The organism is Cytobacillus spongiae (genome assembly GCF_021390075.1).
The window spans coordinates 1,778,530-1,795,204 of record NZ_CP089997.1 but is presented as its reverse complement, the minus strand read 5'-3'; the positions used below and the strand labels follow the sequence as shown (position 1 = coordinate 1,795,204).

The window sequence follows — 16,675 nt, the reverse complement described above, 5'->3', positions numbered from 1 at the left end:
ACTTGTATTCATTATAGTTACAGGATATAATGATGTCAACATAAATCATTTTTTCCTGTATACTAATTTTTAAGATCATATCGTTAAGGTAGGTGACAAATATGTCTATAAGCAGCCGATTTTCTGTCGGAATTCATATACTATCACTTCTCGAGCTAAATAAAGAAGGAGTAAATACATCCGAATTTATAGCATCTAGTGTGAATACGAATGCGGTTGTTATTCGAAAAATTATGGGGATGTTAAAGACGGCGGGGTTAATCAGCGTTCGCCCTGGAGTTGCTGGTGCCAAGCTGGCAAAATCCCTCGATGATATCTCGTTGCTCGATGTATATAAAGCGGTAAATGTCGTGCAGGAGCAAGAGTTATTCAGTGTTCATGACAATCCTAACCCCTCCTGTCCAGTTGGAAGAAATATCCAAGATACAATTACCCCCTTACTTGCAAATGCTCAATTCGCATTAGAAAAAGCACTCGCAAATGTCACCCTCGATGACGTGGTAAAAGATATTTTGCAAAAAGAGCAAAAATAAAAAAAGCACTTGAGACGGCAACAAAAAACCGTGATATGCTCCCCTATAGGTAGACAGATTAAAAAATAAAAATCTGACTGCTTGTGGGGGAGTATTTTTTATGTCCAAAAGAGCTTATTCTGTAGAAGAGAAATACGAAATATTAACCGCATTAGATAAGCAATATTCACCAGGTGAACTTGAGTCTAAATATAATGTTCATCGTTCAACGATCCTAGACTGGAAACACAAGTTTGATAAGTATGGATTCGAAGGTCTCAAAGAGTCTTCTACTTGGAAAAAGTATTCAAAGGAATTGAAATTGGCTGCCATTAGAGATTATCTGTCTGGGAAGTATTCGATACGTGAGATTGTGGAGTTGTATGAAATATCGAGTACTTCTGTCCTCAGGCGTTGGATAAAGAAGTATAATAGTCATAGAGATATAAAGGATACGGCACAAGGAAGGACGAGCTCTATGACTAAGGGAAGAAAAACGACTTGGGAAGAACGAGTACACATTGTGATGGATTGCTTGGGGAACGGAAAAGATTATCAAAAAGCAGCTGACACTTATCAAGTTTCTTATCAACAGGTCTATCAGTGGGTTAAGAAATTTGAAGATGGTGGAGATGAAGCGTTAAAAGATAAACGTGGGAAAAAGAAAGAAGACGCTAGTTTGACTCCAGTAGAGAAAATCAGCCTTCACATGAAGAAGTTAGAAAGAGAAAATGAACGGTTGCGTGCAGAGAACTTATTTTTAAAAAAGTTAGAGGAGATCGAAAGGAGGCGAAAATAAGCCAAATTCGTTTTGAGGATAAGTATGTCGCTATTCAAGAGCTTCACCAGAATGAAGATTTAAGCATTTATTTACTTTGTGAAATCGCGGGGATTGCACGATCTGCATATTATAAGTGGTTGAACCGTACTCCTTCATCCAGAGAAATACTGAATGAAGAAATTATCAATGAAATGAAAACTCTCCATGAAAAAGTTGATGGTATATTTGGCTATCGTCAAATGACCCTTCACATGAATAGAAAGTTTGAGGATAAACTTAATCATAAAAGAATCTATCGGTTGATGAAAGTGGCTGGATTAAGATCTGTGATTCGTGTTAAGAAGAAACAATATAAACGATCTACACCTCAACATGTGGTAGACAATGTATTAAATCGTGAATTTACAGCCGAAAAACCAAATGAAAAATGGGTAACGGACGTTACAGAATTTAAGTATGGCCACTCCAAAAAGGCTTATTTAAGTGCGATTCGAGATCTTTATGACGGATCCATTATCAGTTATGTCCTAGGCCACTCCAACAATAATCAACTTGTATTCAAGACACTAGATCAAGCCACTGTATTACTGAATGGAGAGCACCCTCTTATCCATAGTGACCGTGGATTCCAATACACCTCTAAAGGGTTCAGACGTAAAATCGATGCGGCAGAGATGATACAAAGTATGTCACGAGTCGGTCGGTGTATTGATAATGGTCCAATGGAGTCTTTTTTTGGGACCCTAAAATGCGAGAAATATTATTTACATACATATAAGACGTTTGAGGAACTTAATAGTGCGATAAATGAGTACATCCATTTTTATAATCATGAAAGATACCAAAAACGACTAAACGGCCTTAGCCCTATGGAATATAGAGCTAAAGCCGCTTAAATCTTTTTATTATTTCCACTGTCTACTTGACAGGGAGCAGTTCACCGTTCAAGTGCTTTTTCTTTTATTTCGTTAAGTATGCGAGTACTTCTTGCGGATCTAGTCTTTCCATATAATTCACATTTGCATATGACTTTAGAATCGTTCCATCTTGGTCAATAATTAGCGTACCTGGGACTGGTAAACTCCATGGGTTTTCCGATCCATTATATTTTGACAAGTCTAGGCTGAATTTCTCCGAATATGTTTGGACTAGGTGATCTGGAAACTCAAAATACAGCTTATAGTCTTTAATCACAGTATAATCTTCATCACTAAGCACGTGGAAAGATAATTCATTCTTTTCTTCCGTCATTAGCGATTCATCTATCTTCTGCGGACTAATCGCAAGGACTGTCGCGCCTCCCTCATGAATTTCCTCAATCATAGATTGATATGCTCGAAGCTCCAAATTACAATACGGGCACCAGCCACCTCGGTAAAAAGAAAGGACTACTTTTCCTTTTTTGAGCTCGTCGAAAAGTTGAACACTTTCCCCTCTCGTATTTGGTAACGTGAAGTTTGGAGCCTTATCTCCTACCTTAAGCCCTGAGCCAACTCCAGCTTCTAGTAATTCATTCGTTGCTTTCGTCACACTTTCAATCACTTCTTCTGGTGCTTTTGCTAAAAATCGATTTTTTATTTCAGTCAATTCAGTCGTTAAGCTCACGTTCTTCTCTTCCTCTCTTTTGGTATGTCCTCTCTATACGTTAAAAACTTCTTGTAAGTGCTGCTTTAGCTCACGAATGTACTTATCCACATCAGGATTAGCAATCACATCATGTGCACTGAAGCTCTTTAGTGGCTCCATATCTACATAGCGCTGCATATAATGAAGGTGAGAAATCGCTTCTTCTAAATCTGCACCTTTTAAGAAGGCACTTTCATTGTTAAAAGCATATGCTGGTGCATTCCATGTAGTTGAATACATATATTTTTTCCCTTCCATTAAGCCACCTTTTCCATACTCATCAGCTGGCCCGAAGAATACACCATACTCATACACATCATCAAAATATTTCTTGAACATGGCAGGTAAAGAGAACCAAAAGATGGGTGTTTGGAAAATAACCGCATCCGCCCACTTAAACTTTTCTTGTTCTTCCTTTACATCGTATCCTTTTTGGACAACTGTTGTTTTAATTTCATATTTTGATGATAATAATAGATTCATTTCATCAAAAATCGTTTGGTTCAGCTTTCCTTTTGAGAATTCAGAGTATTCATGACCGTTAATAATTAATAAGTTTTTCAAATTATATTCCTCCATTTTTTCACTTCTATAGTTTTATAACTATCAAACTATATTCGTATAATACCATCTCTTTTTTCTACATGCAAGATGAAAGGTTGAAGACACTTTTTATGTGAAAAAAATCAAAAAAATAGCGAATACGTTTTTTCTACGTACTCGCCCTTAGAGGTCATCATCATGAACAGACATGACCATATTTAATAATCCAGGAAATCTTTCATCTATTTCCTCTCGTCTTAACGAATATAAATGCTCCTTTCCTTCAATTCGCCCTTTAATCAACCCGGCTTCTCTTAAAATCTTAACATGATGAGACACGGTCGACTTGTTTAACATTAATTGTAGACTATAATATGCGCAGTTATTTTCCCCACTCTCATTCAAGCAACGAATGATTCGAAGACGGTTCGGCTCACTTAACGCATGAAGTACTTGGGTAAATGTAATAGTTTCTATGGAAGGATGTGATAATGGTTTCATAAGAACTATTGTAAATCGAATTGAAGGAGTATTCAACCATTCTATTTTCCATTGTCAAAACCACTTATTTTATTACAATTGACAATTTATCACTCACATGCTTGTTCAATTCAACAAGAAAGCGATCGAGCTCATCATTTGTCGGAAAGCGACATTCTAATAAATAACAGCCATCCCCACTACTCCCTTAATTCTGCCATTATTAAGTATGTATGTTCTGCTTCAATAAAATCAGCCTTCATTGACAAAGAGGAAGTGCTATCGACAATATCTTAAATCGTCATTCGGACACGGTTCATTGCTTTTGGGCGTCTCCTGTCCGATGTTCTCCCCTCTTCGGACACGGTTCATTGCTTTTGGGCATCTCCTGTCCGATGTTCCCACCTCTTCGGACACGGTTCATTGCTTTTGGGCATCTCCTGTCCGATGTTCCCACCTCTTCGGACACGGTTCATTGCTTTTGGGCGTTTCCTGTCCGATGTTCCTCCCTCTTCGGACACGGTTCATAAAATTTTGGCACTTCCTGTCCGATGTTCCTCCCTCTTCGGACACGGTTCATAAAATTTTGGCACTTCCTGTCCGATGTTCTCCCCTCTTCGGACACGGTTCAATGATTTTGGACGTCTCCTGTCCGATGTTCCCACCTCTTCGGACACGGTTCATAAAATTTTGGCACTTCCTGTCCGATGTTCTCCCCTCTTCGGACACGGTTCATTGATTTTGGACGTCTCCTGTCCGATGTTCCCACCTCTTCGGACACGGTTCATTGATTTGCGGCGTTTTCTGTCCGATGTTCCCACCTCTTCAGACACGTTGCACTTCCTGTCAGAACTGATCCCCTCTTCGGATTGGGAAACACGTACATACATTTGATTTACCTAACACTAAGAAAAAGGCAGTTGAAAGTTTGATGAACTCAAACTATCAACTGCCTAACATAAAAATTGGACTTATTCAGTATCCCCCGCAAAATGGGAGATTTTATTCAGTTGCTGGAGGATACGTCAGCTCTATTCGAAAATCAATGCGGTCCTTATGTTCTTTTTCAATCACAATCTTCCAATTAGATGCGAGGATGCTTTGAAGCTCTACTAGCGTTACTTCCCTTAATTCCAAGCCATCAAGATAATAGCCTTTATCGGAGAAGTCCGAGTTTTCCTTTAATCCGAACTTGATTTCTAACAGACCTTTTAGAGCCCCTTTTGTTAGAAAGGTCATTTGGTAGCCTGAGTTAATGGCATTTTCAAGCTTGGTCGGATTTGCTTGATAATAGTCTATTAAGAACTGCCAATGGGGGATACCCTCCCCAAAGGACTGAAGCTCCTCGCTTTTTCCGTTCTTTACTAATTGAATGATTTCCGCATTGCTTTTGCCTTTCTGCTTCATCATTTCAATCATTAAACCATAATTTAATGCTAGCATCTCTTTTGACAATGTATTCACGCACCTTTTTATTTCGAGAACAAATGACAAGCCACTTGATGCCCTGTTTCTACCTCCATCATTTCTGGAACGACTTCTTGACAAATCGTCATCGCATGTGGACATCTTGTACGAAATTTACAGCCAGATGGAGAATGTAATGGGCTTGGCACTTCCCCTTGTAAAATAATTCTTTCTCTTTTTTCAATCGTTGGATCTGGTTCTGGAATCGCTGACAATAGCGCTTGTGTATACGGATGCAGCGGGTTCGAGTAGAGCTCCTCACTGCTTCCAATTTCCACGATGTTACCTAAATACATGACCCCAATACGATCCGATATATGTCGAACCATTGATAGATCATGGGCAATAAACAAATAGGTAACTCCTGTTTCTGCTTGGATATCTTCGAGCATGTTTATGACTTGTGCTTGAACAGATACATCAAGAGCGGAAATGGGTTCATCGCAAAGAATAAAATCAGGCTTTACTGATAATGCTCGGGCGATACTTACCCGCTGGCGCTGTCCGCCACTAAACTCATGTGGATAGCGATATAAATGATCCTTTTTAAGCCCTACTTGATCGAGCAAATGCAGAATCGTTTCCTTTTGTTCAGCCACGCTCGGGTTCCCGTGAATTTTCATCGGCTCACTTATCAATTCAAATACATTCATAGTTGGGTTTAATGAGGCATATGGATCCTGGAAAACAGCCTGCATTCGTCGACGGTATTTTTTAAGGCTCTTCTCGTTTAGTGTCGAAATATCTGCACCATCAAGGTAAATATTCCCTGATGTAATATCATGTAAACGTATGATGCTTCTTCCGACCGTTGATTTCCCGCAGCCAGACTCACCGACAAGTCCAAAGGTCTCTCCTTTTTCAATCGAAAATGAAACCCCATCAACGGCCTTTAATACATGTTTCGAACCGAACAAAGAGCTTCCTTTGATTGGATAGTGCTTTTTTAGATCCTTTACTTCAAGCAATGGATTACTCATGATGCTCGCCCTCCTTCCCCTTATCCTCATGCAGCCAGCATAATGTATGACGATCCTCTCCTACTTGAATAAATGACGGAAGCTCTTCCTTACATTTTTCCATAGCGTATGGACAGCGATCAACAAAAGGACATCCTTGAGGTGGATGGAGTAGATCTGGCGGAGAGCCTTGGATTGGGACTAGTCGTTCCTTCGCTCCATTTAATTGCTTAGGCAACGAACGGAGTAAGCCTTCCGTATAGGGATGCTTTGGGTTCTGGAAGATTTCTTTCACCGGACCTTCTTCCATAATAAGTCCTCCATACATCACCATGACTCGCTCACAATTCTCTGCAACGACGCCTAGATCATGAGTTATTAGCATAACTGCCATATTTTCCTTCGTTTTCAGATCATTAATTAATTCTAAAATCTGCGCTTGAATCGTTACGTCCAAAGCAGTCGTTGGTTCATCTGCAATCAATAAATCTGGCTGACAGCTTATGGACATTGCAATCATAATCCGTTGCTTCATTCCTCCGCTAAGTTCATGGGGGTATTGCTTTAAACGCTCCTCTGGAGACGAAATCCCTACTCTTCGCAGCAATTCAATCGCAATTGCTTCTGCTTGCCTTTTCCCAACTTTTTGATGACGACGTATCACTTCTAATAGCTGTTTTCCAATACGAACAACTGGATTTAAAGCGGACATCGGATCTTGAGAAATAAGGGCAATTTCGTTCCCGCGAATCCCTTGCAACTCTTTTTCCTTTTTCGCTAAAAGGTCTTCCCCACGCCATTCAATGGTCCCACTTACGATCCTACCAGGACGCTGGATCAAGGACATTATAGACTTGGCCATCACACTCTTACCGCTTCCTGATTCGCCTACAATCCCATAGACCTGTCCTTTATGTAATGAAAAGCTCACACCTCGGACAGCCTGCACTTCACCTGCTCCTGTAAAAAAAGAGGTTTTTAAACGATCTACCTCTAACAGTTTCTCTGTCAATTGAATCACATCCTAACTCTCTAGCAATCTAGGTTCTATTTACGCTCCCCATTTGCACCCTTTGGTTCAAATGCCACTCGCAAGACATCTCCAAGAACATTGAAGGCCAATACGGTGAAAAGAATTAAAAAGCCCGGGAACAGCGTCAAGTGCCATGCATCGCCAATGTACCCTTGCGCATTATTCAGCATGCTTCCCCACGATGAATTCGGCTGTTGCACTCCTAATCCAAGAAAGCTTAATGACGATTCCATTAAAATGGCTGTCGCTATATTCAAGGTTCCTGCAATAATAATAGTTGAAGCAATATTTGGGATAATGTGCTTTAAGATAATCCACCATGAGGATTGACCTGATGCTTTTGCATAAAGGACATATTCTCTTTCCTTAACAGATAGCGTCTCAGACCGAACAATTCTGGCAATCTCCATCCATGTAAGCAAACCAATAATAAAAACTAAGGTCGTTATTCCAGGCTTCATATATGCATTTAATAATAGCATTAAGAAAAAGGAAGGAATGGACATCAAGACTTCAACCAATCGCATAAGCAAATTGTCAATCCACCCACCAAAATAGCCTGAAATGGCCCCTACCGCTGTTCCAACTGTTATCGCCACGACCATTGATAGAAAGCCAACAGCTAATGAAACCCGGCCACCATATAACACTCGAGTAAAATAATCTCTTCCATAATCATCCGTTCCAAACCAATGAGACCCATTTGGTGCTTGCAGCTTATCAACAATTGACATTTTATTCGGATCAAATGGTGATAAAAAGGCGAGCAATGATGCAAGTGTAAAGATACCTAAAAGAATGAGTGAAAGGAGAGCGTATTTATTTTTAAACAATTCGTCCTTTACACTTTTCCATCTGCGTTTGTTCATTCCATCCTACCCCCTTAGCCTTATTCTCGGGTCAACCACACTGTATAAAATATCTGCCAGCAGGTTTCCGAACACAAGCATAATGGAAGAAAATAAGGTGATTGCCATAATGACTGGATAATCAAAGCTGAAGATCGATGTGACACCTAATAAGCCTAATCCAGGCCATGAAAAGACCGTTTCGGTAATAAAAGCGCCACCAACTAAATTCGGAATAGACAATCCAATAATCGTAATGACAGGAAGTAAAACATTTCGTAGCACATGATTGACTAGAATCTTTCCACGACTTGAACCATAGGCATATTGAATTTGAACATAATCCTCCTCAAGCTGACGAATTGTGCTTGAGCGAATGTATCGCATATAGACAGAAATGCTTTGAAAAGAGAGCACTAAACATGGAAGGATTCCATGCTTGACCACATCCCAAAATGAAGTAACCCCTACTGTCCGCATTCCCATACTTGGGAGAAGTCCTAGCTGAAGCGAGAAGACATAGATTAATAGTAAAGCGAACCAAAACCCTGGAATCGAAATGCCAATATACGAGATAAAGTTGGCTAGACGATCAAAGAATGAATTCTTTTTCACAGCCGTTAGCATTCCGAGTGGAACCGCAATTAGTAAGGATAACAGGAGTGATGCCCCCATTAATCCAACTGTTGCAGGCAGTCGTTCCACAATCATTTCGAGCACCGGCCGCTTGCTAATAATGGAATACCCAAAATTCCCTGCAAAAATATTTTGAAGCCACATCCAATATTGAATATGGATTGGTTCATCTAGTCCAAGACTTTTCCGAACCCGCTCTACATCTTCCGCATTCATATCTGGTGTGACAAAGCTTTGAATAGGATCACCAGGTGCTAATTGAATCAGCATAAAGGCAAGAATGGAAATGATAAATAATAGCGGAATGGCATTGAGCAGCCTTTTGATGATGACTTTTTTCACATCGTACCCCCCTCGTACTCATGTAATGAAATGGCAAAAAAGCTGATTGACCATCAGCTTTTTTGCTTTGTCAATTATTCAACTTCGTAAATTTTTGCCAGGTCCTCTACCATTGAAATCGGAATTGGAGTTGCTTCTTCAATTCCACCGTATTTTTTATCAACCGCAAGAATGGCTTTTGGATAAGCTAATGGTAAATAAGGAACGTCCTGTGCAACCGTTTCTTGAATATCTTTGTAAAGTGCAGCACGAGCATCCTTGTCAACTTCTACAGACGCTTTCTCCCATAATTGATCAAACTCTGCATTTTTGTAGCGAGCAAAATTATAAGGTGCATCACTTTGGAATAAAGTCTTATATACATCTGGCTCTGCGCCCATAATATATCCGCCATAGCTGATATCATAATCTGTCGTACCCATATCTAATGTCTTTTGACCATATGCACTTGGATCCATTGGCGTAAGCTCTACTTTTAAGCCAATTTCTTGAAGCTTTTGCTGTGTATAAAGAGCTAAGCTTTCCATAATCTTATTGTTATTTGCATAAATGACACGTAGGGTATGTCCTTCTTCAATGCCACCTTCTTGTAACAATTCCTTCGCCTTCTCTTGGTTGTAGTCATACGTAGTCAGCTCTTGTGTATGATACATCGTATCTGGCGTTAATACAGATGCAGCAGGTTCTGCAAACTCAGAAGATACAAACGCAGCTTGAATTAGCTCCTCTTTATCAAGTGCATGTGCAACCGCTTGACGAAGCTCCTTCTTCTGTACAGCTTCACTGTCTAAATTGAACGCTAAATAGAACAAACGTCCTTCTGGGAATGCATACATATTAAATTTACCTGTATCATTCAGCTTCTTATGATCCTGCGGGTCAATTAATCTCATATGAACCTCGCCGTTTTGTAATGAAATGTTAGCTGTATTTGGATCTTTAACAATACGGTAAACAATGCTATCTAATTTTGGTTTGCCATTGAAATATTCATCGAATCGTTCTAACACCACATATTCATCCGATTTAAATTCTTTAAACTTAAATGGACCAGAACCGATTGGTGATTGGTTTTTCTCACTCTTCATTAAATCGGATTCCTTTTCAAACACATGCTGTGGAATTGGGAAGAAGTCAGTTAACGCTCCTTCAAATGAAGCACTTACTTGTGGCAGCTTGAAAGCAACCGTTAGTTCATCTACTTTTTCAACTTGAAGCGGCTCTCCGTTAAAGATTAAACTTCCGCGAATCGAGCTGTTTTGCTTTTCATCTAGAATCGAATTGACAGTAAACACAAGGTCATCAGCTGTAATTGCTTCACCATCATGCCACTTTAAATTCTCTTTTAACTTTAATGTCCAAGTTAATTGGTCCTCAGATGGTTCAAAGCTCTCTGCTAAAACAAACTTCTTCTCCCCGCCTTCACCCATGAAATAAAGCGGTGCATATAAAGCTTGCTGAATCGTTAATGTCACGCGATCATTCGCATATAATGGATTCATAACTTGAGGGTTATCTGCCACTGCAATCGTCAGTGTGCCGCCCTCTTTTTCCTTACCTGGATTTTCTTTGCTGCTATCATTCTTGCTGCTATCGTCATTCGAGCATGCAGCTAACGCAAGGAATAATGCCAAAATTAGCATCAGCATTCCCATGAATTTCTTTTTCATCTTGTTTCCCCCTTAATGATGACTGAAAAAACACAAATCCGAGTTTTCTCATTGGTTTAATATATCACCGATAAAAAATACAAGTCAATCAATTAACCTCTAAAATTATCAACTTTTCTGTGACAGGCACTTCTAAAGCAAAGATATGCTCAATTTCTTATTGTAATGCTGTTTGCGAAAATTATATGTGATAAATCTTACGTTATTGCCAATTACACACAGGCTCTCACTTTATGTTACGATAATGGGTAATAGGAATCTCGTAGAAATGGAGAGAAATGATGTCAATCAAAAAACATTGGGCCGGACTGCTAATCATTTTGCTTGTATTTATTTCTGTTTGTTGTTTTGTTATCATTTCATCTGGATACTTTCATACAAAAGAGATCAATCTCTTAACATCCAGATGCTACGAAAATGGCGGAGAAGTACACCTAGAAATTCATAACAACCTCACAAGCTCCTACTCTTTTGAATGTAAAAAATAGAATAAAAAAAAGACTAGCCCCTATATACCACATGCCCACAGTTAGATACTAGTAACAATGGGGTATACAGTTATATATGGGTTCGTCTTTTTTCTTTGAGAGTTCCACACAAATGTTGCAATCTTATATTATGATTGGTTGATTGTCATTGTTTCCGATAGGATATGTTGCTCAATTTTTTCATAGATTTCTTCAAGCTTTGCAAGATCTTCAGCAATGTCCTTCTTATTTTCTTCAATTAATTCTAAGAAGTTTTTCTTTTTCATCAAACACCATTCCCTTCTTTAACGACTTGGTTCAAAGATCGCTAGTGCTTCTGCTACGAATTTCTTTATTTGCTCTTCATCCTCAGGATCTGGATTAAATTCAATTCTTAAAGGATCCACAAATGTAATGCCACCTTGTGCTTTAATCAAGGTATCCAAAAGATCAAGGGCTCCGCAGAAATCTGGATAGGACGTATCGCCAGATCCAAAAAGGGCAAATGGTTGCTGTTCTAGGTCAAAATCTTCTAGCTCCTCCATGATATCAAGGCACTCATCTGGATAGTCCCCATCTCCCCACGTATACATTCCTAGAAACGTAAGGTCATAGTTTAGGAAATCCTTAGGAGATTGAACACTAAGCATGTCTACTAGCTCCACCTCATACTTACGCGCTTTCAGTTCTTCCGTAATTATATCCGCTATCGCTTCTGTATTTCCTGACATACTTGCATAAACAACTCCAATTTTCATCGAAAAACACTCCTTTTAATGAACAAACTTGGATACTTTATAACGATTAAACACCCATTTACTCTCAACTGGGGAACAAATAAATAATTCATCTTTAAACCCTGCTCCGCGAAAGCTATGCCCCTGAACCGTTTCAATTGGTAACAATGTATTCACTTTCGTATTGATTTCATAGATTCTCGAATATCCATACTCATCCTGGCTTGTCGTTGCATATAGATGATCATCTACGGAAAATAAGTCTAGGAATGCTTTTTCTGCAATTGGCTGCTGAAATGAATGCCAGTTCAAATCAAACCTACTCTTCATTTCAATCGATCCTTCGCCTGAATGGGCATTCCCTTTCGCAATAAAGAGCGTTCCAGCCTGATCGATATAGATGGAGGAAATCATTGAATAGGCTTCTTGTTTCACGAGCGTCCGTTGTCCCGTTATGAGTGAATATTTCCAAAGCCCACCAGACTGATGATTGATTTGAGTACCCATATAAACGTCCCCATCTTGGTAAAATAAGGACCGGATGAGCGGCTTATGGATCAGGGATTCAAATGGTTTGATGACATTCCAGCTTGAGCCAAAATCTTTGGATAAAAACAGCTTGCTACCTGCATGAGTGATGATGAGCCCCGTTTCATCGCCTGTAATATCCCACAAACGCTGACTTGTTGGGAACGTAGTATGTGTCCATTTTTTTCGAAACGGGTTGTAGCGAAGAATGGTCCCGTTATCACCAATTCCAAAAATATATGGCTCGATATGTATGAGTTTATAAATGTTTTGAGTTATAGGGTATTGTAGTGACCACTCACCGTTCTCAAATGAATAAATGCCCGCCTTTTTAACAGCAACGATGAATGGTGATTCAGTGGTGGATAACACAGCCGTTGAGCCTTTATCAAACATAACTCTTCCCCTTCTTCTCAATTGACCAAGAATATACATTCTCAGCAAATTCCTTACATTCTTTAATTTGTGCATCTGTTTCTGGATTCAGCTCAATTTTTAATAGCTGATCGAATACGTGACAGCCCCTCTCCGCTAATTTATTCGCAAGTAGATCGACTGCTGCACAGTATTTGGGATACGCACGGTCACCAGAACCAAAACAAGCAGCATTCAACCCGTTAAACTTCAGGGCATCTAACTCATCAAAGAAATCCTCGGCTTCATATGGTAAGTCACCATCACCCCACGTATATGCACCAATGAACACACAATCATATTCACTTAATGTATCTGCATCAACTGTATCTAAACATTGCATCTCTACCTCACATCCTTTGTGAGCCAGAACCTCTTGAATGATATTTGCTATATCTTCCGTATTTCCAGACATACTCGCATATCCAATAAAGGCTTTCAACATCAAAACCTCCTAATTGATAACTATTATCACTTGTTGATGTTCTTATATTAATTGATAATGATTATCGTTGTCAACGAATTTCTTGTTGAACTTGCTACATTTGTTAAGAATTGAATCGTTCGACATATTTTTAGCGAAAAATGCTTGGACAGTCGGTATTTACTTAACAACTCGATCGTTTGTTTGCAGATTTATGTGGATCAGTGGGCGTGTGTAGTAAATATCAGCGAAATGTTCAAATAATCCGTAACTTTATCAAAGAAATCTGCAACTTCTCATCATTATCCGTAGGTTTAACGATTATATCCGTAACTTCACACTAGTTATCCCTATTTCAATCTCGTCCACATTTCTCAGGTCCGTTATCCGTAACTTCTTCTCAGTTATCCGTAGGTTTCCAATTCCTATCCGTAACTTCACCAGAGTTATCCATAAATCCCCAACTCCTATCCGTATTTCGTACTCCTATCCGCAACTTCGACCCATTCTCCGTAGCTCCCCTCCTGTTATCCTCATTTCAACCTCCATCCCTCACAACACACTATCCCCTCTCTATCTCCCCGCAAAAAAAACCAGCCCATTAACATTCAGGACTGGTTGCGTTAAATCAATCGATATTTTCATAGCTTTGACCGATAAATTTGCAAAAACTGTTAAACATTTTACATATATATCTGAATTTTCAAACTATAATAGGTGTTAAGATAGAAGCATTTGATCATTCGCTAGCTCAGCTAGTTCATCAAGGTCATGAATAACATAGCTCTTTCCGACCTTGGAGATGTAGCTTCTCTCTTCAAGCCATTTGATGTTATTGGCGACAGTTACTCTCGTTGTTCCTAATAGATTCGCCATTTCTTGATGAGTAAAGCTGATCGTTAGGTTCACTTTGTTTTCCTCAAGTAACTCACCATACTTAACTGAGAGTTGGATGAATGCAGCGCATACTCTTGGGAGTGCTTTCATGTAGCTTGCTTGAAGGGATTGGGAACATAGTAAGCGATATTTTTTCGTAATTAAATCGAGCGTTTGATAGACAAATTCAGGCTTTTTTGCGAGGAATTCTATAAAGCTTTGTTTCGTGATTCTTCTTAACACAACCTTTGAGGCTGATATGGCGTTTGTGGCGTAACGAGATTCATTGTTTAGGGCACATTCTCCTAGTATCCCATTCTTGCCGATGATAGATAGTGCTTTTTCTTCTCCATTTGGGGAAATTAAGTACAGTCGAACCCGGCCGGACTCGATTAAATATAAGTGATTTCCTTGTTCGTTTTGTCTGAAAATCGTCTCATGCTTTTTATAGGAGAGTACATCTGAATGCTGAAACAACTCTTCCCAATTATATGGTAGATTATCAAACCACGGGTTTAGTAAGTTGAACTCTTGCACGATTTCGTTTTTCATAGGTTCACCTCATTTGAATTGAAAGGATGTTTGTAGATGTTGAATGTAGCCGACTTGAGATCAAAATTTCCAATCTTACAAAACAAAATTGTTCTATCTAGCTGCTCTCAAAGTGCGATTTCTCTCGATGTGTTGAATGCGATGGAGGAGTATAAAGAAAGCTTGCTACTTCACGGGATGGCTTGGGACCTGTGGATGGAAAAAGTCGAAAACTCGAAAAAGGAATTTGCGAAACTCATCCATTGTGATCCGAAAGAAGTAGCGGTGTTATCCTCAGTTTCTGATAGTATTTCATCTATTTTACATGCTCTCGACTTAAAGGGAAAAGAAGTTTGTTTGACTGAAATGGACTTCCCTTGTATCGGGCATGCGATTTTAGCACAACAAATAAAGAAAGAATTTAACGTTACTTATATTCCACATCATAATTATACAATAAATTCGGATATTTATGAACAGTTTGTCCATAAGAACACCGCACTCACTTGCATACCCCATGTTTCTTACTACAATGGGTTTAAGCAGGATCTTAAAAAAATCGCAGAAATCGTTCACGAGAACGGTTCCCTCCTATTTGTTGATGCCTATCAATCAGCTGGCAGCATAGATATCAATGTAAAAGAAATGGGAATTGATTTTTTAGCTGCAGGTATGCAGAAATACTTACTAGGCGTGCCGGGAATTTCATTTTTATACATTAATCATGAGCTTGCCGAAACACTCGAACCAGCTACAACCGGTTGGTTTGGTCAGGCAAAGCCATTTGATTTTAACCTGTTTGATTTGGAATATGCCGAATCAGCTCAACGGTTTAACACAGGAACTCCCCCTGTTATGAATGCATATGTGGCAAATGCAGCACTATTAATGATTAACTCGATTGGCATGCCTGCAATAGAAGCTTATTTAAATGAGCTTTCCTCCTTCGCCATAGAGCAAGCGAAAGAGCTAGAGTTGCCCATTATGAGCCCTAGTTCACCTGCCATGAAAGGTCCTAACACCGCGTTCTATGTAGAAAATGCCCACATCATCGAAGAAAAAATGAAGCAAGAAGGCTTTATCGTCTCAGCCAGACAAGACGTCATCCGAATGGCTCCACATCTTTACAATACAAAAGATGATTTGAAGGAAGCCATACACTTGTTTAAAAAGCTTCGCTAACCTCGTTCCCCCTATATTTAACATATATATCTTTGCTGACTATCTTGTGGTAGTCAGTTTTTTTATATAAAAACAATGCTCAGCTTCTCTTAAACAAAAGCAAAACCCCCTACTAGCTAACCTAGTAAGAGGCTTACATGCCTTATAGCGTAATAACAATGTTTTGCTGCCCTTTTAAGTGGATCACTCGTCCGATTTCCTCTAATTCTTCTAAGTCCTCATCTACGATTCTTGCAAATAGATTACCAGGGAGCCAGCCTGCGGGAAAGAAGGTTCTCGCTTCTTTTCCATAAAACAAGCCAAAATCATAGATGGGTTGAGGAATTCCGCCCCACGCATATGCAGGCATGAAGGTATATAATATATCACCTGGCTGTGGGAAGCATGTTAAGTTTTCCTTTGGTGGTTCGTGCAATAACGTGCTTTCACAGCTCCCCTTTGGTAATTGAATGGAAACTTCCTTTCCTGTATACATCGCATGCTTCCCTGCCGTCTCGATCGCCGACGTTTGCAGGAGGTCTGCGAATGCTTGGGCAGTAGTCGGTGCTTTCTCTTCAAGGATTCTTGCCTTCAATGTCACATCTGACTCAACAAAACGAATTTGAAAAAATGTACTCAT

18 protein-coding genes and 1 pseudogene are annotated in these 16,675 nt (G+C 39.4%); 3 read left to right on the top strand and 16 right to left on the bottom strand.

The window, feature by feature from the left end:
- The first annotated feature begins 101 nt into the window (after positions 1-101).
- Together LS684_RS09080 and LS684_RS09075 are read left to right on the top strand one after the other, a co-directional pair.
- On the top strand, positions 102-533 hold the full coding sequence (locus LS684_RS09080; RefSeq protein ID WP_233811274.1) for an Rrf2 family transcriptional regulator: 432 nt from the start codon (positions 102-104) through the stop codon (positions 531-533).
- Between the two features lie 100 nt (positions 534-633).
- A protein-coding gene (locus tag LS684_RS09075) for an IS3 family transposase (RefSeq protein ID WP_233811040.1) occupies positions 634-2,189 on the top strand; the annotation gives its coding sequence in 2 pieces (ribosomal slippage) (positions 634-1,273 and positions 1,273-2,189; 1,557 coding nt in all).
- 64 nt (positions 2,190-2,253) lie between these two features.
- Here the strand turns inward: LS684_RS09075 and LS684_RS09070 are convergent.
- From LS684_RS09070 to LS684_RS09000, 15 genes and pseudogenes are all read right to left on the bottom strand, one after another.
- Positions 2,254-2,898, bottom strand: coding sequence for a peroxiredoxin-like family protein (locus tag LS684_RS09070; RefSeq protein WP_233811273.1), 645 nt, complete (start codon positions 2,896-2,898; stop codon positions 2,254-2,256).
- A 33-nt stretch (positions 2,899-2,931) separates the two neighbouring features.
- A complete protein-coding gene (locus tag LS684_RS09065; RefSeq protein WP_233811272.1) occupies positions 2,932-3,483 on the bottom strand; it encodes an NAD(P)H-dependent oxidoreductase in 552 nt (183 codons plus the stop codon).
- Between the two features lie 162 nt (positions 3,484-3,645).
- Positions 3,646-3,963, bottom strand: a complete 318-nt coding sequence (locus LS684_RS09060) for an ArsR/SmtB family transcription factor (RefSeq protein ID WP_233811271.1) — start codon at positions 3,961-3,963, stop codon at positions 3,646-3,648.
- Between the two features lie 64 nt (positions 3,964-4,027).
- A pseudogene (locus tag LS684_RS09055) lies at positions 4,028-4,144 on the bottom strand (Lrp/AsnC family transcriptional regulator); the annotation flags it as partial.
- Between the two features lie 800 nt (positions 4,145-4,944).
- The gene (locus tag LS684_RS09050; protein ID WP_233811270.1) at positions 4,945-5,397 is read right to left on the bottom strand and encodes a hypothetical protein; all 453 of its coding nucleotides are present in this window, start codon (positions 5,395-5,397) and stop codon (positions 4,945-4,947) included.
- 17 nt (positions 5,398-5,414) lie between these two features.
- Complete coding sequence (locus tag LS684_RS09045; protein ID WP_432418806.1) at positions 5,415-6,389, bottom strand: ABC transporter ATP-binding protein; 975 nt, start codon at positions 6,387-6,389, stop codon at positions 5,415-5,417.
- Positions 6,382-7,380, bottom strand: a complete 999-nt coding sequence (locus tag LS684_RS09040; RefSeq protein ID WP_233811269.1) for an ABC transporter ATP-binding protein — start codon at positions 7,378-7,380, stop codon at positions 6,382-6,384. The genes LS684_RS09045 and LS684_RS09040 overlap by 8 nt, the downstream gene beginning before the upstream one ends.
- Positions 7,381-7,415: 35 nt before the next feature.
- Complete coding sequence (locus LS684_RS09035; RefSeq protein ID WP_233811268.1) at positions 7,416-8,270, bottom strand: ABC transporter permease; 855 nt, start codon at positions 8,268-8,270, stop codon at positions 7,416-7,418.
- A gap of 6 nt (positions 8,271-8,276) precedes the next feature.
- Positions 8,277-9,227, bottom strand: coding sequence for an ABC transporter permease (locus tag LS684_RS09030; protein ID WP_233811267.1), 951 nt, complete (start codon positions 9,225-9,227; stop codon positions 8,277-8,279).
- A gap of 74 nt (positions 9,228-9,301) precedes the next feature.
- A complete protein-coding gene (locus tag LS684_RS09025; RefSeq protein ID WP_233811266.1) occupies positions 9,302-10,897 on the bottom strand; it encodes an ABC transporter substrate-binding protein in 1,596 nt (531 codons plus the stop codon).
- A 616-nt stretch (positions 10,898-11,513) separates the two neighbouring features.
- Positions 11,514-11,651, bottom strand: coding sequence for an FbpB family small basic protein (locus LS684_RS09020; RefSeq protein WP_233811588.1), 138 nt, complete (start codon positions 11,649-11,651; stop codon positions 11,514-11,516).
- 18 nt (positions 11,652-11,669) lie between these two features.
- Entirely contained in the window at positions 11,670-12,122 is a 453-nt protein-coding gene (locus LS684_RS09015) for a flavodoxin (RefSeq protein ID WP_233811265.1), read from the bottom strand.
- 15 nt (positions 12,123-12,137) lie between these two features.
- Positions 12,138-13,025, bottom strand: a complete 888-nt coding sequence (locus LS684_RS09010) for a hypothetical protein (RefSeq protein WP_233811264.1) — start codon at positions 13,023-13,025, stop codon at positions 12,138-12,140.
- Positions 13,018-13,488 (bottom strand): flavodoxin, encoded by a 471-nt coding sequence (locus LS684_RS09005; RefSeq protein ID WP_233811263.1) that lies wholly within the window; start codon positions 13,486-13,488, stop codon positions 13,018-13,020. The genes LS684_RS09010 and LS684_RS09005 overlap by 8 nt, the downstream gene beginning before the upstream one ends.
- 699 nt (positions 13,489-14,187) lie before the next feature.
- Positions 14,188-14,895: a Crp/Fnr family transcriptional regulator gene (locus LS684_RS09000; protein WP_233811262.1), complete on the bottom strand. Its 708-nt coding sequence runs from the start codon at positions 14,893-14,895 to the stop codon at positions 14,188-14,190.
- Positions 14,896-14,931: 36 nt separating this feature from the next.
- Between LS684_RS09000 and LS684_RS08995 the strand changes: the two genes are divergently transcribed.
- Positions 14,932-16,056 (top strand): aminotransferase class V-fold PLP-dependent enzyme, encoded by a 1,125-nt coding sequence (locus tag LS684_RS08995; protein WP_233811261.1) that lies wholly within the window; start codon positions 14,932-14,934, stop codon positions 16,054-16,056.
- Positions 16,057-16,198: 142 nt separating this feature from the next.
- Here the strand turns inward: LS684_RS08995 and LS684_RS08990 are convergent, their stop codons facing one another.
- Positions 16,199-16,675: a DUF3830 family protein gene (locus tag LS684_RS08990; protein WP_233811260.1), complete on the bottom strand. Its 477-nt coding sequence runs from the start codon at positions 16,673-16,675 to the stop codon at positions 16,199-16,201.

Bases quoted from the DNA above. Each gene is read 5' to 3' on its own strand.
- LS684_RS09005 (WP_233811263.1), bottom strand. From the start codon at position 13,488: ATGTTGAAAGCCTTTATTGGATATGCGAGTATGTCTGGAAATACGGAA.
- LS684_RS09025 (WP_233811266.1), bottom strand. From the start codon at position 10,897: ATGAAAAAGAAATTCATGGGAATGCTGATGCTAATTTTGGCATTATTC.
- LS684_RS09035 (WP_233811268.1), bottom strand. From the start codon at position 8,270: ATGAACAAACGCAGATGGAAAAGTGTAAAGGACGAATTGTTTAAAAAT.
- LS684_RS09045 (WP_432418806.1), bottom strand. From the start codon at position 6,389: ATGAGTAATCCATTGCTTGAAGTAAAGGATCTAAAAAAGCACTATCCA.
- LS684_RS09000 (WP_233811262.1), bottom strand. From the start codon at position 14,895: ATGAAAAACGAAATCGTGCAAGAGTTCAACTTACTAAACCCGTGGTTT.
- LS684_RS09010 (WP_233811264.1), bottom strand. From the start codon at position 13,025: ATGTTTGATAAAGGCTCAACGGCTGTGTTATCCACCACTGAATCACCA.
- LS684_RS09080 (WP_233811274.1), top strand. From the start codon at position 102: ATGTCTATAAGCAGCCGATTTTCTGTCGGAATTCATATACTATCACTT.
- LS684_RS09020 (WP_233811588.1), bottom strand. From the start codon at position 11,651: ATGAAAAAGAAAAACTTCTTAGAATTAATTGAAGAAAATAAGAAGGAC.
- LS684_RS08995 (WP_233811261.1), top strand. From the start codon at position 14,932: ATGTTGAATGTAGCCGACTTGAGATCAAAATTTCCAATCTTACAAAAC.
- LS684_RS09015 (WP_233811265.1), bottom strand. From the start codon at position 12,122: ATGAAAATTGGAGTTGTTTATGCAAGTATGTCAGGAAATACAGAAGCG.
- LS684_RS08990 (WP_233811260.1), bottom strand. From the start codon at position 16,675: ATGAGTACATTTTTTCAAATTCGTTTTGTTGAGTCAGATGTGACATTG.
- LS684_RS09060 (WP_233811271.1), bottom strand. From the start codon at position 3,963: ATGAAACCATTATCACATCCTTCCATAGAAACTATTACATTTACCCAA.